The sequence below is a fragment of the Flavobacterium limnophilum genome, assembly GCF_027111315.2.
Classification (GTDB): Bacteria; Bacteroidota; Bacteroidia; order Flavobacteriales; family Flavobacteriaceae; genus Flavobacterium; species Flavobacterium limnophilum.
Window position 1 is genome coordinate 804,114 of record NZ_CP114289.2, and the last position, 24,829, is coordinate 828,942.

Annotated in this window: 10 protein-coding genes; 3 read left to right on the forward strand and 7 right to left on the reverse strand. The window is 37.8% G+C overall.

Going from position 1 to position 24,829, the window contains the following annotated elements; all coding sequences use genetic code 11:
* Positions 1-467 precede the first annotated feature (467 nt).
* Complete coding sequence (locus OZP13_RS03245; protein ID WP_281298648.1) at positions 468-992, forward strand: GNAT family N-acetyltransferase; 525 nt, start codon at positions 468-470, stop codon at positions 990-992.
* A gap of 104 nt (positions 993-1,096) precedes the next feature.
* Here the strand turns inward: OZP13_RS03245 and OZP13_RS03250 are convergent, their stop codons facing one another.
* The 7 genes from OZP13_RS03250 to OZP13_RS03280 form a co-directional block, all read right to left on the reverse strand.
* The gene (locus OZP13_RS03250) at positions 1,097-3,973 is read right to left on the reverse strand and encodes a polysaccharide lyase family protein (protein WP_281298649.1); all 2,877 of its coding nucleotides are present in this window, start codon (positions 3,971-3,973) and stop codon (positions 1,097-1,099) included.
* A 246-nt stretch (positions 3,974-4,219) separates the two neighbouring features.
* The gene (locus OZP13_RS03255) at positions 4,220-7,114 is read right to left on the reverse strand and encodes a glycosyl hydrolase 115 family protein (protein WP_281298650.1); all 2,895 of its coding nucleotides are present in this window, start codon (positions 7,112-7,114) and stop codon (positions 4,220-4,222) included.
* 51 nt (positions 7,115-7,165) lie between these two features.
* Entirely contained in the window at positions 7,166-8,506 is a 1,341-nt protein-coding gene (locus OZP13_RS03260; protein WP_281298651.1) for a right-handed parallel beta-helix repeat-containing protein, read from the reverse strand.
* 170 nt (positions 8,507-8,676) lie between these two features.
* Positions 8,677-10,188 carry a rhamnogalacturonan acetylesterase gene (locus OZP13_RS03265; RefSeq protein ID WP_281298652.1) on the reverse strand — a complete coding sequence of 504 codons (1,512 nt, stop codon included), beginning with the start codon at positions 10,186-10,188 and terminating at the stop codon, positions 8,677-8,679.
* 21 nt (positions 10,189-10,209) lie between these two features.
* Complete coding sequence (locus OZP13_RS03270) at positions 10,210-13,077, reverse strand: glycoside hydrolase family 2 protein (RefSeq protein ID WP_281298653.1); 2,868 nt, start codon at positions 13,075-13,077, stop codon at positions 10,210-10,212.
* A 22-nt stretch (positions 13,078-13,099) separates the two neighbouring features.
* Entirely contained in the window at positions 13,100-14,434 is a 1,335-nt protein-coding gene (locus tag OZP13_RS03275; protein ID WP_281298654.1) for a rhamnogalacturonan acetylesterase, read from the reverse strand.
* A 567-nt stretch (positions 14,435-15,001) separates the two neighbouring features.
* Positions 15,002-19,348: a hybrid sensor histidine kinase/response regulator transcription factor gene (locus OZP13_RS03280; RefSeq protein WP_281298655.1), complete on the reverse strand. Its 4,347-nt coding sequence runs from the start codon at positions 19,346-19,348 to the stop codon at positions 15,002-15,004.
* 480 nt (positions 19,349-19,828) lie between these two features.
* On the opposite strand from OZP13_RS03280, the gene OZP13_RS03285 reads away from it, so the two are divergent.
* The gene (locus tag OZP13_RS03285; RefSeq protein WP_281298656.1) at positions 19,829-22,561 is read left to right on the forward strand and encodes a pectinesterase family protein; all 2,733 of its coding nucleotides are present in this window, start codon (positions 19,829-19,831) and stop codon (positions 22,559-22,561) included.
* A 12-nt stretch (positions 22,562-22,573) separates the two neighbouring features.
* Entirely contained in the window at positions 22,574-24,520 is a 1,947-nt protein-coding gene (locus OZP13_RS03290; RefSeq protein WP_281298657.1) for a GDSL-type esterase/lipase family protein, read from the forward strand.
* The last annotated feature ends 309 nt before the right edge of the window (positions 24,521-24,829 follow it).

Here is a 24,829-nt window from a genome sequence, read left to right on the forward strand (position 1 = left end):
TCGGCTGAGCAGAAAAGCACTCTTTTGGGGCTGGATGAGGCTCGGCTGGACAGAAAAGAACTCTTTTGGGGTTGGACGAGGCTCGGCTGGGCAGAAAAGCACTCTTTTGGAGCTGGATGAGGCTCGGCTGAGCAGAAAAGCACTCTTTTGGAGCTGGATGAGGCTCAGATGTTCGAGCTGTTCTTTTAAAAACGAGCATTCTTAAAATTCGGGCTGCTGGGCGAACGGCTACTAACTTCGCCCACACCAACCTGGGCAGACAAAACAAATCAAAAAGCTATATCCATAAAACGGTATGGCTTTTTTGTGTTTAAAAGAATATTTTGTGCTGATAATTGTATTAGATTTGTTCTAGTAGCCCATTGGAATGGGCACAGAATGCAATTCGGCACTATCCCCACAAGGGGATTTAGTTTATATCCGATGTGGGTGAATGGGAATGGGATTAAATAATAACATTTTAAATAATGGAAAACATTAAAATAATAAAAGCAACGTTAAACGACATTGACCAATTGCAAAAAATTGGCAGACAAACGTTTGAAGAAACATTTTCAGAATCCAACTCCGAAGAGAATATGAAAAACTATTTGGAGGGAGGGTTTTCCAACGAAAAATTGACCGCCGAACTCAATGACAAAAACTCCGAATTCTATTTTGCGACATTCGACAATGAAGTCATTGGCTACCTTAAAATCAACTTTGGCCCATCGCAAACGGAATTAAAGGACAGCAAAGCCCTTGAAATTGAACGGATATATGTGTCGAAAGAATTTCACGGTCAAAGCGTGGGACAATTGCTTTATGACAAGGCCATCCAAGTAGCGAAACTGAAAAATGTGGATTATGTTTGGTTGGGCGTTTGGGAAGAAAATCCAAGGGCCATCCGTTTTTACAAGAAAAATGGCTTCGTTGAGTTTGATAAACACATTTTCAAATTAGGGAATGACGAGCAAACGGACATCATGATGAAACTCAAATTGACGGACTAGGCATTCTGTTTTTACTCTTGAAACCCCAATAAAAAAGGTTGATGAAACGAAATTTCATCAACCTTTTTTTATGCAAACTATAGTAGAATTGACAAACTATAATCTTACTCTTTTATGATTTTTAAAGTCACGGGATTTGCCAATCCTACTTTTACGAAATATACTCCGTTGGGTTGATTTTCTATGTTGAACTGCACTTTGCCATTGTTTGGAGTATATGCTTTTTTGGAAACCAACTGCATGTTTACATTGTACAATTCGATGGTTGCTTCTTGCATGGAAAGCGGCAAACTAATTTCAAAAATTCCTTTTGTAGGATTTGGATAGGCCCTGATAGCATCGGCAGTTATAGTATTTGAAGCCACACCCAAAGTGGTTAAATCGCCTTCCAAACTGATGTAATCATACATGACGTGATTGCTTCCGCTGGATGTGGACGGCATTTTTAATATAAGGGTGTTTTTGCCGGTTTTTAATTTGCTGTAAGGAATGTCAAAAGTGGCCAATCCGTATTTGGCGTGATTGGATTGTCTCAAGAAAGCATTTCCTCCACCATTGGGCGGATAATATCCTGAGGATGGAGTAATGCGATTACTACTAGCAGTACCATTCACAAAAATCCAGTTTTGGGCATGGTCTGAACTCGAATACGCAATGGTTAATTTGGCATTTCCTGTTGTTGGTATTGTTCCTGTCAAGGTGAAATTGACATTCCAGTCCCAAACCGATCTTGTTCCATCGGTATTAAAATAGGACGATTGTACATAAGGAAGTGCAGTTGCCCAATTCTTGTCTTCCACATTGTATTCGATAGGATTGGTAAACGTGGCGGCAAATTTGTTCTCGACGAAACCTTCGCAGTAATCAAAATCACCAAATTTATACTCTTCGGCTGTTCTGTTGGGAACTCCGATTTCGAAAATTAATTTTCCATTGGCACGAGGAATAGCCCAATCAATATTTCCGAGATTTGTTGTCGCTGCAGCAGTAACCACAACAGTTTCTTGTCGGTATTCTCCCGTGGTTCCGTCTTTGTAGGCAAACAGGGTATAAGTTCCCGGACGAACATTTTTGATGTTGAAATTTCCGGAAGCATCTGTTTGAACCCAATATTGATAATTTTCTTCTTCAAATTGCCATTGTCCACCGGAATCAGTGCTTAATTGAGTGACTCCTATCCAGGCACCACCACCGTTAACCACCGATTTTGATGGGTCAGTAATCGAAAAATTACCAGTAATATTTCCACGTCCATCAGCCAATGGATATTCAGGAGTATTGGTTAACCAAGCATAAGGCCATTCTGTTTCGTCTTTGGCCGCCCTGGCTTTTGCATCATCCCAATTGGCAGTAGCCGTTGATTTTTGGTTGGCATAAATTAAATAAGGACCGTAAATTTTAGACCATTCTTCTCCTTGCAACACATTGAAACCTGCCGATCCATAATGCACGCCATTCATGCAAACGTGGATAATTCCCGAGGCGGCATTTAAATCGTGACTGGTTGGTCCGCCATTAAAGTATTCGTGATTGGCAGTAACCGCCCAAATTCCCAAATTGTTTTTGTCGGTGGTATGACCGTAAGCTTTCAAACTAATTAGGGGTTCGCTGAACTCATATTTACCATCGTATTTCCCAGCACGAACCCCTGATTCTATTTTGATGATTTCAGGAATTGAGGTTGCCGACCAAGCATCGCCAGGTTGTGGCATATTCCAAGTTTTCAAATCATTCACGCAAATTTTGTCGGTTACGGTATTGTTGATCCATAGCACTTGTCTCCAAGAACCAAAGTCAAAATTAGGGTAAGCTGCTTTGTGACGCAGAATGGAGTAGGTGTAGAGTCCATTGTCTCCTTTTTTAAGCACATAATGAATGTCGGCATCCACTCGTGTTTTATTGACTTCTGGGCTATAAGGACGGCTAAAGGAAACATCAATATAATCGGCTGTTTCTTCTTTAATCGAAAAAGTAGCACCAAAAATAGTTTCAAAAATAGTTTCAAAATCTACAGAAGAAGTAAAATCATAATAAGTTCCCACTCTATTTTCAGGCGTATTGGTTTGGAGCAAAGTTTCCACTCCGTTTATTTTCAAAGATTGAATGTTGCTGGTCCCTTTTTGTATTCTAGCTTCCAGAATTCCGTTTTTCAGAATGATATAATTGGTATATTCTTGAATCATTCTATTGGGATCTTGGTAAATGCCCACACTAGTTCTTGTGCCATTATAAACCACCGCTAACGATTGTCCACTAGGACAAGTAATTTTGCCATTGGCAATATGATTTTCCAATGCTATTTTTTTGTCTCCCGTAACAATAAGTTGACCTAGATCACTGATAAAAATAGTCCCCTTAGCTCCGATGTTAACAGCAGTCTTAACATCAACTGTACCGCCAGTAATATTTAATTTTCCAATAGGATTTCCTGTTCCTGTTCCTACTTCTAAATAGGTATTTGCATATAGAGTTCCACCGGCAACATTTGCTGTTCCATCTCCTCCATCTCCATAACCAATATAAAAAGTATAATTACTGTTTATAATTCCCGAATTCACGTTCAAAACCCCGGCAGCAGCTTTTCCTAAATAAGTATAATTTCTGTTGTTAAAATAAGCCGAACCGTTGACAGTAACGGTTCCATTTAAATTAGTTCCACTATTTGGATAAAAAGTACCTGTTATGATAATGTTTGCCCCAACATTGGTAGTGAAAATGCCTGGTCTTTTAGCAATTACATCATTCCCGGAATGGCCAATATTTATTGGATTGTAAGGACTACCAGCTCCAATAGTTAGATTGGCATAATTTAAAGTCGTGAAATTGATACTCGTATTGTCCCAGTTATTTACATCATAAAAATCGGTACTTACACCACCCACCCAAGTATAGGTTTGGGCAAATGAAGTGTTGACAAGACTGAAAAATAATAGGGCAAGGATATAAAAGGATTGCCTTGTTCTGGGTAAAGTTTTTTTCATGGTTAACCTATTTAATAGTTGCTATTTTTTAATAATTATAAATTTAAACGTTAAAAATAAGTGTTTTTTATACGTTTATAATTTTTTACTAAAATATCATTATCCTTTCTGGTAGGCATCCTGTTGTATCCTGTATGAAAAAGCAATGAGTTCATTAAAAAATGGCTTTTTTTTAATGAACTCGTTGTCTGAAAATTTCTAAATCGAATAGCTTGGTCTGGCTTTGGTTGTATACCATAAAAACTCTTATTCTTTAACCGTTTCTGGCAAAAGCGAATAAGGCAATGGGGTGTTTTTATTCAAATTGAGGTAAAAATAATCTAGGGCAACTCCTTCGTCAATCATGTAGATTTTTAGGGTGTTTTTTCCCTTGATGGTTGATTTTAGGGCTACTTTTTTGGACGCTTTATTCGATAATACATTTTGTTTCCACTCTTCGCTTCTTCCAATGGTTGCAAAATCGACTATTTGGATAGGTTCTTCATTCCATTGAACTCCAACGCGAACTCCATGTTTATTGGTGATTGGTAGGGTAGGTATGGCATTCAAAATCAATTCTGGATTTAAAAAAGAATCTGAATTATTCAAATAGATTTGATATTCCAGACAAGGTGCGTTTTTGTCCAAATTACTGGTTTGCAACGGTTCGGAGGTCAATGGATAAGCCTGCATTGCGGCTTTACTGTAACCCAAACCATCAATTTTTTTCCATTGATACGGTTCTTGATTTTTTAAGGAAGTAAAATTTTGGGCATAAATAACGACTTTGTCTTCAATTGCGATAAATGATTTTTTGGGAAGACTAATCGAATTAGTATCGATGTTGAGGTTTATTGATTTTGTTTTATTGTCGTAATTGATGCTGAACTGCGCATTTTTTGGCTGTTTTTTGCTCCATTTATTCCAATCGACACTGATTTGAATTCGTTCGTTGTTGCTTTCTTTGGCATTCAAAATACCAGAAGTTTTATTGGCAATAATCCAATCCGGAAGGTTTTGTAATTTCCACGAAATAACCGATTCTTTCTTTAGAAAAATATCGATAAAATGGGAAGTATTCGAATCTTGGGAATACGTTGGCAGTTTGCTCTCGTTGAAACTTGAATCGATTTCGTTTTCGACCAAAATCCCCACTGAATCAATATTATCTGCTTGCAAAGGAATTTCTATTTTTGGCATATCAAAAACGGGCAATTTTCTTGGACTCATGTCCATTATGCCGTTCCATTTTCCATTGGCGATTTGATTGTATTCTTGGGTAATTGTTTTGATTTCGTTAAAAGCATTTTCCGATTTCAAGGCATAATCCTTGGCATTCAGTCGTCCTTGTTTGCCGTAAATACTGGCTTTGTCTGCATACAAAAACTTTTTGTTCATCAATGAAGCTGCTTTTGCCGGATAATAAATTAACTGGAAATAAGCGTCTTGCAAGTCTTTTGGTAGCTTGTCTTTTAATGAACTAACCTGGTTTTCTAAATTTTGATATTTGTTAATGCGTTTTTGATTTTCATCCCCAAAAAAGAACGGATTGTAAGCGGTTTGTTTGGTTTTGGTAGTCGGTTCCGTTTGGCTCCAGCCCATAAATTCGGGTTTTCTTTCAAAAGCCAAATCGAAATACTCCCATTTCATGTCGGCAATCGACTTTCCGTAAGTTTTTCCAAAAATTGAGGAATAAAAAGTACTCATTTGTTTTTTGACATTGGAAGCATCCTCAAAAGTTGGAGCATCGTAAGCCATATCCATAAAAAGTTGGGTCGAATATTCTATGGCTTTCAAATCGCCGACATTCAGAATCCAGATTTCTTTGCAATTGGATTGATAGGCTTTCATCATTTCTTCCCTCAGCAAAGCAGGATGAACCGAATCGACCCAAAGATAATCGTGCGGTCTTCCCCAATACGAAGCGTGGTAATAGATGCCGCCACCGCCGGAACGTTTTTGTTCTTGCTCATTGCTCAACCTGCGGATGTAGCCGTAATTATCGTCCGTCCAGACCAAAGTCACGTCATCCGGAACTTGCAAACCTTCATCGTATAATTCCAGCACTTCTTTGTAAACCGTGAAAGCTTGCGGAACCTTTGTCGCATCCCGATTGATGTAGGTTTCAAACAATTTTCGTTGGTCTTCTATAATATGCGTCAAAAGTTCGGCTCCTTCCTTATTGGTTTTTACGCCTTCCATTTTGCTGTCGTGAACGCCGCGCATTCCGATGGTGTAAATGGTATCGACATTTTTGCTTTCTTTTACCCGGTCTTCCCAGTATTTAAGTACATTTTCTTTGTTGGAAACATAATTAAATTGACCCATTGTTTTTTCTTTCCATTCGTCAACATTGTTGCGCAACATCGGTTCGGCGTGGGATGACCCAAAAACAATTTGATAGGCTTCGGCTATTTTGGCATTTCCGGGAACATTAAAAAAAGCGGTCGTTCCTTCGTGCATCGCCGGCCAAATAGTATTGGCTTTCAATCGCAATAACAGTTCGAATATTTTGGAATAGGTTTTGGGACCAATATTGCCTACTTCGGGTTCAAAAGTCTTGGAAGCCCAAGGTCGCAATCCCCAATCTTCGTCATTCAGAAAGATTCCCCTGAACTTAACCGATGGTGCTTTGGACTGAAATAAATTTTGCGAAAGAACCAATTCCTTTTGTTGTGCAACAGGTACATCTGCCCACCAATACCAGGGTGAAACTCCAATTCGTTCGGAAATCGCATAAACCCCGTAAGCAGTTCCTCTAGGATCGGTTCCGGCAATAATAAATGCTTTTTTAATGTTGGTTGTCGGCTGGTCAATAACTTTGAAAAGGTAACTTTCCCATTGCTTTTCGAAGCTTTTCCAATCGGTTTTTTTATCTAAAAAAGACTGTACCAATTCCGATTGAGATTGCCCAATAACGATTACATTTCCCGATGCCGTTGCCTTGTTTTTGGTAACCAATGGTTTGAAACCGGTAACTTTGAAAATATCTTCCGCCAAAGAATAGGCCAAGATGGAATCTAATGCAATGGCATTATCGTATAAAATGCTTGCTTTTTGGTCTTTGGCAACCACTTCAAATTGCAAGGCAGCCTTGTTTTGAGCCACATTTTTTTGAAGGAACAAGAGTAGGAACAAAAAGGGTAGGATGGTATTTTTCATGTAGGATTTAAAAAATTAAAAAGCCTTGAATCGCATTAAACTCTTTTGGGGCTAACGCGCTCCATCAAATTCAAAACAACCCAAATCGGGCGCTTTTCCTTTGAACGGAAAACCAATATCGGTTCCAGCGTTTATCAATTTACTGGAGGGAGCCAATTTCAAAAAGTTGGTATTGGGAAGACTCCCATCGGCTTGCCTTGGCGCTGTCAACAAAGCTTCGTCCAAACTTAGAAAATCAGCCGCAGTTACGGTTGGATTGAGGTCAAAATAATTGTTTTTCAAGATGCAACGGGATTGATCAATGTTGGCCAATTCCTTTACTTTCGCTGCAAACCCCAAGTTATTAACCATTTCGTGATTCCAGCCTGGGCCATCGGTGCCAAAGTCTGTTGGGTTTAACGCCAAGCAGTTGAGCATGTCATAGTTGACCCTGTTTTTGTAGGCCGTATTATTGTGCCAATAGTTTCCTTCCAAATGATGATTGGCATAAAAACCACCTTGCTTGTTTCCGACTGCCAAACAAAAACGGATGGTGTTTTTTGGGATGGGCGTGTAATTGGCAACAACATCATTATAAGGTTTTCTTCCTTTGGCATATCCACCAATTTTAAATCCGTTTCCATCACCACGACTTACAAAATCAGAAGAATATCCATTGTAAAAAGCCCAGCAATTTTCTATCAAAACAGCTTCCGCATTATTGATTAAATCATAGCCATCATCGCTGTTGAACCAGGCTCGGCAACCCCTGAAAACATTGTTCACGCTTCCTCTCTTGAGATGCGCGCCAAAACCATCGGTATTGCCACCTTTGGCACCTTCCGATACAGAATCCCAGTTGTTGTAGGCATCACAATTCAAGATGAGGTTGTTGGAGCCGGACAGCATATAAACGCCAATGGCCATTCCGTCGTGCATTTTGAGATTTTCCAATGTATTGTGGCTGCCGAGAACCTCGAAACATTCGGATTGGGTGTGTCCCTTTATGGTTACCTGGACACCAATCACTTCAATGCCTTTAATGTGAATGTTGTCTCCTTTGACCAAAAAGGAGACAATGCGTTTATTCGCAGGTTTTACGTTTTTATAATCAAATATTGGAATTTCGTTTGGATAAGCCAAATAGCTGATGCCGTTTTTGTCCAATTGGGTTACATAAGCATAAGCTCGTTCGTAATTTGCAATTTGCTCTTCCCTCATCGAATAAAGTCCGCCCCTAATATAAACTGTATCTCCAGAATTGGCCAATTCTTGGGCTTTTTTTATGGTTTCAACAGGTTTGTCTTTGCTTCCAATATTGGAATCATTTCCATCCGGTGCTACATAAAATTCGGCGGCAAAAGAATAAAAGCTGCTTAAAAAGAATGTGATGATTAAAATTTTATTTCTCATAAGGTGAATTTGTTGAATTTCCTCCAGCCTTAGCTGGAGGTAAATGAATAAATGTCAAAATGGCTTTAGCCAAAATTGTTTCCTTGTTTGGCTAAAGCCATTTATGCAATTCTTATTTTATTCCTCCAGCTAAAACTGGAGGCAATTCAAAATAGAAATAAATTTAAAAATTATTGTTTAGCAGGAATTTCGATATAATCTTTCAAGCCACATTCCTTTATTTTTTTGAGACTCTCCGCTACAGTAAGCGCGTTCAGATTGGCTCCTTCAGAACCAGTGTGCGTGTGGTCTTTTGGAAAAAATGGTTTCACGGTTTCTTTGCCCAAGGCTTCGTATTTCAAGGCCACGAGTTCGTTTAAATCGATGAAAAAAGCACCAGTATTTTCGGCTGCAATTTTCGACCATCCTCCGTAAGAATCGCTTCTGCGTTCCACTTTGTCGTTCGGCCATTCATTTCTTGGAGTTTGGCTCAAAACGATTGGAATAGCTCCTTTTTCTTTGGCTTCCTTGACGAATTTTTCCATATACCAGCCAAAAGTTTGCACGGTTTCGGTTAAACTGTCGCGAACCACCACTTGGGTTTCGTTGCCGTTTCCTTTAAGCGAACCCCTGAATTTTTCTTTGTCAATCGCTCCGGCATCGTTATGTCCAAATTGAATCATGATGTAATCGCCCGGCTGCAATTGATTTTTTACTGCTTCCCATAATCCTTCTTTAACAAAAGTACGAGTGCTTCTTCCGCCACGGGCTTTGTTGATGACTTCAATTCTAGTAGTATCGCAATATTTAGGAAATTCTACTCCCCAACCTACTGCATTGGGATTGTTGCCGTTATTGGCCATTGTCGAATCACCAATCAAATAGACTTTTTTCTTGGCTGGAAGTACAATTTTTGGATTGGGTAGAATATATTTTTTTAAAGAATTATCACTTTTTTTCAGTTGATTGATAATCACCGAAGCCGAAAGTACCGCACCTTTTGCCGATGTGTGTGTGTGGTCGCGTTTGTAGAAATAGGTTCCGGTTACTTTAGCTTCGCCCAATTTTTCCATTTCGATGGCCATATTATCGTTCAATTCGATAAAAGTCACTTTCTCTTTTTTAGCGATTTGTTTGGCCCACAAACCATACGATTTATTGTTGCGAGGCACTTTGCCTTCCTTCCAGTCGTTTCTCGGAATTGAAGAACAAACAATAGGTATGGCTCCTTTGGATTTGGCTTCACGCACTATTTTTTGGATGTACCAACCGTAAGTATGAACTACTTCGTGTTTTTTGGTCAGCATATTGTCTATCTCTTGGGTTTCTTCTCCGATTCCTTTGATGGTTCCTCTGGCTCGAAGGGTGTCATTCAGTGGGGCATCATCGTTGTGACCAAATTGAATCATTACGTAATCGCCTTTTTTGAGTTTTTTATACACCGCTTCCCACAAGCCTTTTTGTTGAAAAGTTCTACTACTGGTGCCTCCTAAAGCGTGGTTTTCTAGCCTTACTTTTGTAGTATCCAAAAACTGGCCTATGTAATCGCCCCAGCCCCAAAGTCCGCCGTCGCCTTTACCAGCCCCATTTTTTACGGTGGAATCGCCTACGGTATAAATAGTAGGTTTGTCTTGTTTTTGGGTCGTAAAATTGAAAAATAATAATGCTAAACTAAGGATTGAAAGTATTTTAATTGACTTCATAATGCTTTTAAAAATCTAAATTTATTTATCAGTTGTAACTCTAAAATCGAACCAAAGATTCATCGAAATGCCATCGTCGCCTTTTTTGATACGGATATTGGTGGCTTGACTTTCGGGACCTTGGTGTTCCAAAGGTTTGAAATCACGCATCGCTGGAATTTCATACATAAAGGAAATGTCTCCTTCTGGGAATGCCGGTTGCGGGTAACTTCCTGGGAAACCGTTCTTAGGCAAATCAGGAGTGAAGACTCTTAAAAATAAGTTCTCGGATTCGCTATAAACTTTGAATGATGATGCACCCGCTTTTAAATTCGCACCTATAACATTGGCGTGATAGCCTTTGAATTCTGGATACACCAAATTTTCAAAACTTTCTCCTGTTATGGTTGTGTTATAGTCTTTTTCCCAAAAACCATAAGTTGTTCCCTTGATTCTGTTTTTCCAAACGTGATACGGACCTCTTCCAAACCATTTCATTCCCGTAACTCCTTTTTCAGGAAAACTGAACGTGATTCCAAAAGCACTGATTTTATCTTCGAAATAAGCGCCGTCAAAACCACCGGCATTCTCGGCATTTTTCAGTGCAATTAGTTCCATTTTAAATCTTCCGTCGGCTTCCATAATCCATTTAATGGAAGTCAATCCGCCTGTATAAGTTACGGTACAAACTGCTTTGTCGCCTTCTTGTGCTACTTGTACGTCTTTCACTTTGGCTTTCATCCCCACAGGGCGAGGGCCATTGGTTAACGGAATTACCGAAGTCGTGTTTTTGACGGCAAGAATTTCACCCGTTGATTTATCCAAAGTTACGCTGACATCGCTTCCTTTCAAAGTAATTTCGTTGCCATTTTGAACCACGGTAGCTTTTGCCTTGGTCGTTTTGGCAACCAAAAACTTGTTGGCATAAAACTTCGCTTTGTGAATAGGCCAAGTCCAAGTGTAAATTTCTTTTCCGTGGATGTCATTCGCCGTTATCGACAAAATATCGCCTTCGAAAAAATTGGCTGGAACGGCAAATTTAATCTTGCGAGTTTCTCCGGGTTCAATGCTTGGAATCTCTATTTTACCTGAATTAATTGTTGCTGCAATCGTATCTGTGTTAAGAATATTGGCATCCGATTTCAGAACTTTATATTCCATTTTGCAGGAAGTCAGATTACTGAAAAGATAATCATTGGTAATCAAAAATGAGCCGTCAAAACTATCGCCAATTTGTTTTGGTGCAAATTGAATCGGAGCCCAAACTTCTTTTACGGTGTAATAACTGCCTTCTTTTTCGCGATGTGGTCCCAGAATTCCATCAGCAGCGAGAGAACCTTTGGAATCAAATTTGGTTTCTCCCTTCCAATCCGAACGGAAAACAGCTTCGTCGAGCATTGCCCACATAAATCCACCTGCAAACAATGGACTTTGCTTGTAACGCGTCCAAAAATCTTCCAAGGCTGCTCCGTGACCGTTATCGTAAGTTCCGTGCATAAATTCGGTGGGAAAAAATACGTTTTCTCCTTGATTGAAACGGTGCATTCCTGTTAAATAAGTAGGGTAGTGGTGCGTATCCCAACCGTTGAAATCAGCCCAAGGATGAATAACAATTCTTTTTTGAGGATCGTTGTCTTCAAAAACTTTGTCCACATTGTAATTCCAACCGCCTTCGTTTCCGTTGTCCCAAATAATCACCGATGGATGGTTCACATCACGAACAACCGTTTCGGTAACTAATTTAGTTCCTAATTTGGTGTCATACGAATTTTGCCAACCCGCCAATTCGTTCAAGACAAAAATACCCAAGGAATCGCAAACTTCCAAGAAATGCTCGTCCGGCGGATAGTGACCTCGCACTGCATTCATATTCATATCCTTCAATAAATTTCCGTCCAATATGCTGATGCGTTTGCTAGTGCTGCGACCGCCCTCTGGCCAAAAGGAATGACGATTGATTCCTTTCATTATAATTTTGGTGCCGTTTACATAGATTCCGTCTTTCTTTTTGAACTCCAAAGTTCGGAAACCAATTCTTTTTTCTACTTTATGAATGGCAGTTCCGTTTTGTTTTAACACCAATTCCAAATCGTATAAATTAGGCGTTTCGGTATTCCAAGGTTTTACGTTTTTCCATTGGGCAGCAATAATTTCTTTGGTGCTTTTCGCTTTTATTGGAAAAGAAAAAGTTTCGAATTTTTCGCCATCCAAACCTCTTAAAGTCGCTTCGACAGTGGTGTTTTTAGTAATATTTTTAAGATTCATATCAACAGTGATCGAACCATCCATTTTTGGATTTACCGCAATATGCTGAATTTGTGTTTTTGGGGAAACCTCCAACCAAACCGGACGATAAATCCCGCCAAACAACCACCAATCGGTTTTGCGTTCGGCAGCATTTACAGAATTGTTACTGGAATGTTTCCAAACGTGGACTTCCAAAATATTTTTGCTTCCAAAGTTTAAAAGCGAAGTAATATCATACTTGAATTCATAAAAACCACCTTGATGAATTTCTCCGGCCAATTTTCCGTTGACTTTCACTTCGGTATCTGTCATTGCACCGCCAAAAGCGATTACGACATCTTTACCTTTATAATCGGCAGGAATTTCAAATTCGTATTTGTACAAACCTTCTTCTTTGCTGGGTTCTTTTTGGTTCAATTCTTTGTACCATCGACCATACGTGTATTCGCCAAAACCTTCCAATTCCCATTGCGAAGGAACATTAATTTTCGACCAAGTTTTGCTGTTGTTGCCGTCGGTGCAATAGAAATCCCATTTTACGGGATGTTCAAAATCTTTTCCGGAAAGATATATTTTATCGGTTTGTTGTGCAAAACCGTTTAGCGCAGAAAATGTAGTAAGCGCAACAATAGCAAGGATTAGAAAGTTTTTTTTAAGTAACATAATTGGATTTTTCAAAGGAGATTTAATTACCGTCGGGTTTTGCGATTTCAAAGCGAACACTCATCGGAAGTGTCCAATTTGAAAAATAATTGGGTTTTGTTGGATCGTAAGCCGGAGTTTCCTTGCTGATGTTCTTTTTCAAAGGAAGGTCAAGATCACGAATGCCTTTTATCACACAAAGGGCAATTTCGTTGGCACCAAAACTATTGAAATGGGTATTGTCTTCCAATGCTTTTTCCTGTCCCGGAAAAGTATTGGCTGGATAATGTACCAAAGCATTTTTGGAAGCCTCAACACCCCATTTTTCGTACAATACGGTAGTGATTTGGGTAATATCGATAAGCGGGACATTCATTTTTTTGGCAACCGCTCGCATAGCATCTGGGAAATTGCCGTGTGTTGGTTTTAAAGTTCCGTCGGGATTAAAAGCGCGGCGTTGCGTTGGCGTAACCAAAACTGGAATAGCTCCTTTATTTCGGGCCGTTTCAACGTATTCGGCTAAATATTTCGAGTACGATTCCCAAGCGGTGTTTTCTGGGCCTTTTAATTTTTCGTCGTTATGGGCAAATTCAACAAACAGATAATCGTCTGGTTTTAGCAAAGAATTTATTTTTTTCAAACGATTACTGCTTTTAAAAGAACTCAAAGCCGAACCTGAAACGGCATAATTGGCAACGACAACATTCTCATCAAAATAGTTGGTGATAAATTGTCCCCAAGAAGCCCAAGGCTCCACATCTTGGTCGGTAACGGTCGAATCTCCGGCCAAATAAATCACCGGAATGGTCGTTACAGGAGTTATTTTTATGCTTTGGATATTGGCAACGCCCAAAAATTCGAGGGTTAGTTTATCGTCCCAATTGAAAACGGTTAAATCCCTGTCTTTAAGACTGATTTTGGAAGTGGCATCAATTTTTGGGTTTCTAATATTGACATTGAAAGTTTTGGAAACTTGACTTCCTTTTTTAACGGAAAATTGATCCAGCATCAGCCTTCTGGATTCTGCTTTTATGGTAACATTGGAGTCTTTTTCGTTGCTTCCGATAGTTATTTCAACGCTGTAATTCCCTTCGGGTACGGCTACTGAAAAATAGGTTGGTTTTTCAGTATAAAAGCCTTTAGGAGCAATTTTTACATTCGATACAGAGCCAAAATCAAACCCATATCCTGTACTTGGAGTATAAAGCAGGGGTGTTTTGATTGCTGTTCCTTTCGTAGGTTTTAAGGTGGTGCCAAAAGAAAACAACATGTAATTTTCCTTGTTTTCAGAAGCTTTTTGAGGATTTGCTTTTGCTGAAGAACGTTCCAGATTTTTTAAAATACTTTTAGTATGCATGGCAAAAAAAGCACTAGGCATAAAAAGTAAAAAAACGACTAATAGGAGTATTTTAATTTTTACCAATTTGTTTGTGAAATTTTAATTTAATAGATTTCCAAAACTAACAGTTCCATTTTAATATACTATCCTGTACTATGTGGTTAAAATGCCTTAACTTAGTGGTATTAGGGTCGATTTTTTAAATTCTATTTGAATTCAATATTTTGTGGCCGTTTTTAGTACTAAACTTTGGGTTTAAAACTATATGAATTGCTTTAGCTTATAATTATTCGTTGAACCGAAGTATAAACGTCCTTTGACTAACGAATGGAAAAGAATATCCTAGTTATTCAGCTGTAAGTATTGGGAACACTTGGACTAAAGATGTTTTTGTGATGTAAAATTCAAACACCTTCATGCTCTAATAATTCTTCTTGTTTTGGTTTTTCTAAATTCACAATAATGGCAAATGCGCTTAAAATAGACAATTGCTGTAGGAATTGCTGCTTTTTCAAAAAAGCGATACTTGGTTTATAATAAGATTATAGGTTCACGGAAACCACTCAAACGGGTGTTTTTTTATTTTTTTTAATACTTTTCGAGACATTATCCTTGTTTTTTTCTTAAATAATCTGAAGGAGATATTTTGTAGTATTCTTTAAAGCAAGTACTGAAATATCCGGCACCATTAAATCCAACTTTATAGGCAATATTTGCAATATCAGTTTCACCGGCATCCAAAAATTGTTTGGCTCTTTTTATGCGCATATTGCTGACAAATTCTACAGGAGTAATGTTGGTAAGGCTTTTGAATTTTCTGTTGAAGGTTACCCTTGACATATTCAATGCGTTTGCAATAACATCTATGTTGAATTTGGAATCGGTTAAACCATTTTCTACTATCGCTATAATGTCCTTCAAGAATTGTTGGTCTTTAGTTGTGATGACTATTTCACAAGGTTCTAATGCAATTGTTTTTGCATTGGTTTGTAAACCTTCAAAAATTTTCTTTCTCTGCTTGATTAAATTTTCAATGGAAGCCAATAGAAAATCGGTATCGAAAGGTTTTGTAATATAATAATCGGCTCCATAATTCAACCCTTCAATTTTACTTTCGACAGATGATTTTGCCGTTAATAAAATTACTGGAATATGGCTGGTTTCTGTTGTGTTTTTGAGTGCATCAAGTAATTCGATACCATCCATTTCCGGCATCATGATATCGCTAATAATTAAATCCGGAAGTTTATTTGAGGCTATTTCCAACCCTTCTTTTCCGTTTTCGGCTTCTAATATGCGGTAAAAACGTTGCAGTTGACTTTTTAGAAACCCCCTTAATTCATGATTGTCTTCAACGATAAGAACCACGGGGAAGTGGGTGTTATTTTGTGCTATTTGATTTTCGATATTATGTCGGTCAACAATAGGATGCTTTTTTAATTTTTCGCCCTCTAAGTTTAACTTATAACTCTTGTCTTGAAAAATTTCGTTGTTTAAATCTATTTCTATGGCAACGGTAAGGCCTCCACTGTCGTTATTTATGGCATAGATAGTGCCTTGGTGCAACTTCACGTATTCTTTGCAAAGTGCCAGGCCAATCCCGGTTCCCACATTTTTGTGTTTGCCGGTATTTGTTTCATAATAAAGTTTAAAGATGTCTTCGAGCTTATTTTTATCAACACCAGATCCTTGATCCGTAACATTGATTTTTAATAAGTTGTCATTTTCTACTTTGAGTTCTACCGTGATGACACTATTGTTGGGCGAAAATTTAATGGCATTGGAAAGTAAATTATAGACAATAATATCCATTTTTTCCTTGTCCAGATTTACGGTGAGGGTTTCAGCATTGGATTGTGTTTTAATTTTTATATTTTTTTCACGTGCTGTCTGTGAAAACAAGGCCGTTATTTCATTTATGAATGAAACCAGTTCTAGAGGTTGAATATGAAGTTCTTCATTTCCGCTTTGGGCTTTTCTAAAATCAAGCAACTGATTGACAAAACGTACCAAGCGGTTAGTGTTTTTGCGCACTGTTTCTATATATTCACTGCCCAAGGGACTTAATTTTTCGGTTTTGGCAATTTCATTTATTGGGTTGACAATCAAGGTGAGGGGAGTCCTTAATTCATGGGAAATATTGGTAAAAAAACTCAATTTCAACTCGGTCATTTTTTGTTCTACAACCACTTCGTTTCGCAGCCGAATCATGGAATAGACTATTCTCCTTGTGAAATCCAGTAAAACAAGAATGAGAATGGCATATAAAAAATAGGCCAGATTGGTTTTCCAAAATGGAGGTGTAATGGTAAAAGATAAATTCTTTTGGGGAATATTGGTGTACAATTCCCTGTTTAGACATTTTACTTCGAACTGGTAATCTCCGGGTGGTAAATTTGTAAATGTTGCTTTTTTCTGGTTTTTTACCTGATGCCAAGTGTCGTCAAGACCTTTTAATCGGTAGGCATACAATTGTTTGTTGTTCGATCTATAATCCAAGACCGTGTAATAAATGCTGATGGTGTTCTCGGTATAATCCAACTCGATGTCGTTGTTGTAATTGATACCCAAGGTCAAAGGGAATTCTGCAGACTTGACATTTGAATTTTTATTGTTGATTTCAAAACTGGTAAAAACCATTTTCGCGGTATTTTTTTGGTTTTCTACTTTCTTTGGATTGAAAGTCAAGTAACCATTTCTACAGCCAAAAATCAAATTGCCGTTGGGTTGTTTTAAACCTGTCGATTCTGAAAATCCAGTTTTGAGCAAACCGTCATAGGAATCATAATTTCGAAAGGCATGATTCCGTAAATTAAATTTTGAAATACCATTTTCAGTTGCCAGCCATAAATTTTTTTCATCGTCTTCTACCATGCTCAGGATGAAATCACTAGGCAAACCGTTGTCTTTCGTGAAGTTTCTAAATTTTAAACGATTGCCTTTTGTTTCAATAGCCAAATCGAGTCCGCCACCGGCTGTCGAAAGCCACATTTTATCTTCGGAATCCTTGTAAATAAACAACACATCATTACTTCCCAAGCTGAATTTGTCACTGGAAATCTTTTCATGTCTTGAAAATTTTATTTTGTCGGGATTGTAATTGTCGGGATTGAATGTTACCAATCCATTGGTTGTTGCCACCCAGATTTCACCTTTATGGCCTTCTGCCAAATATCTTACCTTGCTGGATTGTATAGCCGGATAATTTTTGAATTGGTGTATAAAATTAAATTCGCCCTGATTTTCTTCCAACAAATTGATGCCATTGCCATAGGTACCTATCCAAATACGTCCTTTTCTGTCTTCTAAAATAGAATAGATTTGGTTACTGCTGATGCTCTTGGGGTTCTTTTCGTCAGCTTTGAATTGCTTTAAAACATATTGTGAATTTTGGGCATTGACAGGAATCGCTTTATACAAACCTTCCCCTTTTGTTCCTAGCCAGACGTTTCCTTTTGCGTCCCCAATGATGGAGTAAACATCACCAATTTCACCCGTTTTGTAATTTTCGAACAGGTTTTTTAATTCTTGATTATTTTGGTAAACCTTCAATTTTCCTGCTTTGGACGCCACCCATAATCTGTTTGCTTTATCGGTATAAACTGCCCTGATTTCATTTTCAGATTTATTTTTGGCGCCAGGAACTATAAGGGTTTGTTGAAAAATATCTTTTTGAAAGATAATTTTATTAAGACCTCTGTCATTGGAGCAAATCCAAAGAATTCCTGAAGGATCAAAATACAAACTGGAAAGGATGTTTGAAAATTTCTGGTTTTCATCTCCCGGTTTATTAAAAAAGTAATCCAATGTTTTGGTTTTGGAATTGTAATATCCAAAACCACCCCCTTTTAGTTTTATCCAAACCCTGTGAAAATTGTCTTCTATAAAACCGAAACTATGTTTCAGGTCTAAAAAAGTGATATCCGTTTGTTGAGAAAAAAAACGAACACTTTTTTCCTGTGGATTTACCATAAAAACCCCGTGTTTTTCGGGTTCAATCCATAACAAGCCTTGTTTGTCCTGATAAATTTTGTATATCGGCAAATCGGAAATTTTAAGTATCGACTCTTTTTTTAAAGTTGTTGCATTAAAAGTAACCAACTCTCCCGCAGCAGTGGAAATGAACAATAAATTGTTGTTTTTCGATTTTATTATTGAGTTTATGGTTTTAGTGGCGATAGCTGTTTTCCGGTAATTTTTATGAATTTTATTGTAACAAATTAACGCCCCGTCCTCGGTTCCAAACCAAGCATTGTCTTCTTGAATGAAGATACATTTTACATTGCTGTTTTTTACTATGTTTTTGCCCTGAAATCCCTGATTTCTAGATTGGGTTATATGATCTAATCCTTTGTCGGAACCAACCCAAACAGAATCGTCTTGGTCTTTAAATACAAAATTTAAATTATTGGAAGTTATCGATAAATTATTTTTTGAATTTTGTTTGAAATGACTGATTTTAATCTGGCCATCGGGCTTTTTTTGTGTTAGAAAAATACCTTTGTCAACAGTAGTCAACCAAACATTACCGTCATTGGCTGGAATAATATTGTCAAATTCAATTTTAGTGGTTCCCAGAATTTTTGCGACTGAAAGAAATTCTTCGGTGCTTTTGTCGAATCTATAAATCTGCTGGTCATAGGCTTTAAGCCATATATATCCAGAGGCATCTTCCTTGATTAAGGCAATGCGATTGTTGCCCAGACTACTGTTGTCGCCAGCGGTTGCTTTATACGTGATGAAATTTTTGCCGTCAAACCTATTAATGCCATCCCATGTGGCAAACCACATAAACCCTTCTTTATCTTTTAATATATGTGCAATGGCGTCATGGGAAAGTCCATCCTCTGTAGAGTAATTTTCTATTTTGCATTTTATTTGTGCCGTTAATTCATTTATGGGAATAATAAATAAAAGTGCAATTAAAAATTTAATCAGTAGAAGTTTTTTCATTAGCAATTCTGGTTTTTAATTTTAGTTCAGGAACTTATTTTTTATAAATATATAAATAAACGAATCAAATTTATTCCAAAAATTTAATTGTACTCTCCAAATTAAAGAAACATCGAGTTTTGTAACCATTTAAACTCAAAAGAAGGAATAAAACTAATTGTCTGTTTACATCGAAACAGAAATCACTTTATTGGAATTTGGTTATCATTTTAGTAATTTTTTAGTTAATAAATAATCGTTTTAATGATTGTGCTTTCTTTATTTTATGTAGAGCTTTAAAATGAATAGTGTATAAAATAAATACAAATAAAATGAATTTGTTAGTGATGAAGGCAATAAATAGGGGTAATGACCAAAAAATTGAAGTAAATGACCAAAATTTTAAAGTCATTATTATTTTATTGAAATATTTTTGATGCGAAGTATAATCATTAATTAAAACCAATTATTTAATACTATAACTAACTAACCAACCTTTTTATGAAAATGCTCAAATATTATGTCTTTTTAATTGTAGGACTATTGTCGTTTAATGAATCCATTGCCCAAAATTTTAGTCCGGATATTGTAGTTGATATCAACGGAAGCGGAAATTTTACCTCCATACAAGCTGCTTTTGACGCAGTGCCTTCCAACAGTACGAAAGAAACTATAATTTATGTAAAACGAGGTTTGTATGACAAAGAAAAATTAATTATTCCTGCTAATAAAACCCATATAACATTAATAGGTGAAAGTAGGGCCGAAACTATTATCTCTTATGACATCTACAATTGCAATGATGGAGGCGATGGTTTATGTCCAGATAACAAGGTTGCGCTTTGGTCTGCCAATTCTGCATTGGTGGCAACAGCCGCAACGCTTACCATTATGGCAAATGATTTTAAAGCAGAAAACATAACTATTCGAAATACAGCAGGACCAGTTGGCCAGGCACAAGCCCTTACGCTTCAGGCTGATCGAAATGTATTTGTAAACTGTGATATACTTGCCTATCAGGATACCATTTATTTTTGGACAGCCGAGACTTCCCGTGCTTATTTTAAATCGTGTTTGATTTTAGGACGTACCGATTATATATATGGTCGTGGAGTAGGGGTTTTCAATGAATGTGAAATAAGAAGTTACGGAGGCGCATGGATTACAGCTCCTTCAAGTGAAGAAACACAAACTTATGGTTTTGTGTTCTATAAATGTAATTTAACCTATCAACCCAATAGTCCTAGAAATGGCGATGATGGAGCAAAAATTAAATTTGGTCGTCCTTGGCACATGTACCCAAAGGTGGCATGGCTTTATTGTACAATGCCTGCAGAAATTGATCCATTGGGTTGGGGTGATAAATGGAATATGAGCTATGCCGATACGGATCCAAGGCTTAAGTTGTATGAATGGATGAATACCGGTCCAGGAGCCGACATGAGCGGCAGGGCAAATTGGGTAGGCATTAGGGCTTTGGCAGATCAAACCGAAGCAAATTTATACGAGCCAAAAATTGTATTGGCTGGTTCGGACAATTGGGATCCTACTGCCATTGCACCAACTGTAACAGTATATAATTGGGATGGAGGTGCTGCCGCCAATACTGGATGGATGGAGGCAAACAACTGGAATCCTGATGGTGTGCCGGCAGTTTCAGAAGTGGCAAATGTTGACGGCCTTTTGACAATAAACGCGAATGGCGGAAATTTTGCCGCAGATTTAAATTTACTGAACGGTGCCACCATTGATGTTTCTGCCAATAGTTCAGCCACTTTGCTTACACTTAATCAATCCACTGTTTTTTCTTCAGCCAGTGCATCATTATTGGGAAATATTAAAACAAAAGGAGCAGTAAACATCAATACTACTGCTAATCTAAACATCACGGCAGTCCTAAGTGGAGTACACCAAATTACCAAGTTGGGTACAGGTATATGCCAGCTTAACGGCAACAATTCAGGTTACACGGGTAATTTAGTAATTGAGGCAGGCGATTTGCAAGCCAAAGTCGCAAATGCATTAGGAAAATCACCAAAAATAACAGTGAAAACCAATGGCAAATTAACGGTCGACGTGAGTAATGCTGTTGATGTGAAGACGGCACTTTATACTGAAGGAACAGCGGTTGTCACAGTTAATCAGGATATAACAATTAATGAATGGTATGTCAACGGTGTTTTACAACCGGTTGGCATCTACAGCGCGACTACTAATGCATCCACCATTAGCGGAACAGGTAAAATAATTATAGGAAGACCAAGTGAATTTACTTTTCTGGGCGGACTTTGGGACGATGCGACTAAATATTCTCCGGCTTTGTTGCCAAAGGCGGGTGAAAAAGTAAATGTTAACAGCGGAGTAACAATTGAATCGGCAATTTCACAATTCGAGGGCGATATGTATGTAAAAACTGGGGGAACGATTCGTTTAAGACAAGCAAATACTTCAAAATGTTTAGGTCCAGTTAGAATGGCTCAAGGGAGCATTATTACTTATGCAACAAGTGGCACAGGCATGTTTTTAAATGCCCCAATTATTGTGGAAGGCGATGTTTCTCTAACAATGAGCAGCAGTAGCACTAGTGGTAGTGTTATGGATTTGCCGGGGACTTTTTCTGGTGCTTACAAAGTAATAGTGCGCAACATTAGAGATTTTGCGAATGCAGGAACCGTAAAACTGGGTGGGGACAACAGCAATTTCACCGGAATTTGGGATTTGACCGTGGCTGCCGCAAATCTTGGTGGTTCATCAGCAATCAATGGAGTCGTGGAAAATGCTTTTGGAAAAGGAACCATTAGTCTGGCTGCAACAAATAAAGCACTTTTTAATCATGCAAAATGTGCTGGGGATATTTTGAACATGAATATAACCGGATCGGCCTCGGCAGTATTAAACACTGCTGTTACAGTTAAGAAATTTACCTTGAACGGAACTCAACTTGCAGATGGAAAGTACGATGCAACTACAAATCCTGGTTTGCTTACCGGTACGGGTTCAATTACGGTAAATTCTACCAGTCTAGGCATGGAAGAAAAAGTCTTTTTGGAAAATGGCATGTTGAGAATAAATGGTGAACTTGAAAATCTTGAAGTTTTCGCCCTTACTGGACAGCGGGTATATCAAACCAAGTCAGCAAAAGAAATAGATTTGGATGGGTTAAAATCAGGCATCTATATTGTCCGTTATAAAATTAATGGAAAACAAGGAGCTACCAAGGTTTATAAAAATTAAAACTAAAGAAAAATGAAATCAAAATTATCAAAATTATTTATAAGTGCTTTTATTCTTTGCAGCATGGTTTCTGCCAATGCACAAATTACCCTTCATACCATTGGCGATTCCACGATGGCAAATTATGACCCGGCCACCTCAGACATAAGAGGATGGGGCATGATGTTTCAGCAATTTTTCAATTCGGGAGTTGTAGTTAATAATCGTGGGAAAAATGGTGCCAGCAGCAAAAGTTTTTATATGGAGGCACCTTATTGGACAACGGTAAAGCAACAGATAAAAGCCGGAGACTATGTCATCATCCAATTTGCCCATAACGATGAGAAAAATGGAGGTCTTGATGGAGGAACAGATCCCCTAAATCCAATCAACGGAACGGATTATAGAGGCACAAATCCGCAAACAACCTATAAAGATTATCTTAGAAAATATATTGATGAGACCCGAGCTTTGAATGCCACACCAATTTTGGCAACCTCCTTGTGTCGAAAATATTTTAGTGGTAGTACAATTACCCGCAAAGGTCTTCATGATTTAGGTACTGATTTTAGTCTACCGGATACTGATGACACTTATGATTATACCCAAGCCATGAAAGAGGTCGCAGTAGAAAAAGGAGTGCAACTCATCGACTTGACTACCTTGACAAAAAACTTGGTTGAATCTTATGGCGATGCTGCCAGTACAGCCCAACTTTACGTTGCTGCGGATTCAACACACCCTACAGCTTTATTGGGAACATTAACTGCTAGATTATGTGCTCAAGAAATGACCAAACAAAATATTTTGGCATCTTATATTAACACATCAACAGATGTCTTGATTAATCCTACTGCTTGTGATTTTGGGGATGCCTACACAGGTCAAACACTTACAAAAGAACTGACAATTACCGGTTTTGACCTTGTTCCAACCTCTGGAACATTCACGCTTTCCGTAAATGACGGGTTCTTGATAGCCGCCAATAAAACAGATACTTTCAGTTCTTCCATCACTATGAATTATACCGGCGGCAATCTTGCATTTACTAAATTTTATATCTCGACAACTCAAGCAGTTGGTGGAACGAAGACTGGAACTCTTACCGTTTCTAATGGAACCGTGACAAAAACAGTTCCGCTAACCGCAAATTTTATCCAATTGACAGGAGGAACTGAAGTTAACGTCATATGGCCATTAATCACAAATACTACTCCAGTATTGCAAGGGCCAGCCACTGTTGTTGATGAATCATTCAGTTCCATGAATACTTCAAGTTATGCTGTACCCAGCAGTACGGCAACATGGCCTGCCGAAAGCGGTTATGATTCCACAAGAAAAACACAAAGAAACGTAATTGATGGTAATGTATGGCCTGCGGGTGAAATTGATGAAGTATCCACTCGTTATATTCAATTTGGAATTAAAGCCAATACTGGAACGGAATTAAATATTGATTTAATAAGCTTATATGTTGGTGGTTCAGGCGGTAACGGTATGCGCTGTCGTATTTCTTATTCAAAAGATGATTTCGCCACTACATTTGTGGCAGGAGAATTTCAGAGTATGGTATCTGGTACCATGAATGCCGTTTCAAAAATACCGGTTATTAAACTCGTTAATGGAGAAACTTTAAAACTGCGCGTTTATCCTTGGTATAACGGAACGGCTACCGGAAAAACAATTTGTCTTGCCGATGTTAAAATTCACGGAGTGGCTCTTCCTGCTTCAAATTTATCTACCGAAAAATTTTCGAAAAGCCAATTGAAATGGATTGTTGAAAACGGTTTTATCAAGATAATAAATGCTCCCGCAAACAGTAAAATCACGATTTATGATTTAACCGGAAGACAAGTGTTCAAATTATCAACTACTAACAATGATTTGTCAATTATGGAAGCACCAAAAACTAAAGGTGTCTATATTGGTAAAGTAGAGTCGAAAGAAGCTACACAAACAATAAAGTTTTTAGTGCCTTAAAAATGATTGCTTTAGCCGTTAAAACACAATTAAATTGAGAGCCATTAATCAACCAAATTGTTACATCATGAATTCAACTATCTCTAAAAAAATAGTGGTCTTTTTTACTTTTTTTATTGTTCTCTTTGGAACCAGTTTGCAGTTCTCAAGTATCCAAAATAATTAAAAACTAAACCGATGTAATTATAATTTAAAAGCCAGTTAATTTTAACTGGCTTTTTTTTGCAAATTAGTGCCATAAATAGTTTGTCAAATAAGGCATTCTATTATTAAAAAAATCAGCCAGAACTTTCAAACATTCTGATGGAA

Bases quoted from the DNA above. Each gene is read 5' to 3' on its own strand.
- OZP13_RS03245 (WP_281298648.1), top strand. From the start codon at position 468: ATGGAAAACATTAAAATAATAAAAGCAACGTTAAACGACATTGACCAA.
- OZP13_RS03250 (WP_281298649.1), bottom strand. From the start codon at position 3,973: ATGAAAAAAACTTTACCCAGAACAAGGCAATCCTTTTATATCCTTGCC.
- OZP13_RS03255 (WP_281298650.1), bottom strand. From the start codon at position 7,114: ATGAAAAATACCATCCTACCCTTTTTGTTCCTACTCTTGTTCCTTCAA.
- OZP13_RS03260 (WP_281298651.1), bottom strand. From the start codon at position 8,506: ATGAGAAATAAAATTTTAATCATCACATTCTTTTTAAGCAGCTTTTAT.
- OZP13_RS03265 (WP_281298652.1), bottom strand. From the start codon at position 10,188: ATGAAGTCAATTAAAATACTTTCAATCCTTAGTTTAGCATTATTATTT.
- OZP13_RS03270 (WP_281298653.1), bottom strand. From the start codon at position 13,077: ATGTTACTTAAAAAAAACTTTCTAATCCTTGCTATTGTTGCGCTTACT.
- OZP13_RS03275 (WP_281298654.1), bottom strand. From the start codon at position 14,434: ATGCCTAGTGCTTTTTTTGCCATGCATACTAAAAGTATTTTAAAAAAT.
- OZP13_RS03280 (WP_281298655.1), bottom strand. From the start codon at position 19,348: ATGAAAAAACTTCTACTGATTAAATTTTTAATTGCACTTTTATTTATT.
- OZP13_RS03285 (WP_281298656.1), top strand. From the start codon at position 19,829: ATGAAAATGCTCAAATATTATGTCTTTTTAATTGTAGGACTATTGTCG.
- OZP13_RS03290 (WP_281298657.1), top strand. From the start codon at position 22,574: ATGAAATCAAAATTATCAAAATTATTTATAAGTGCTTTTATTCTTTGC.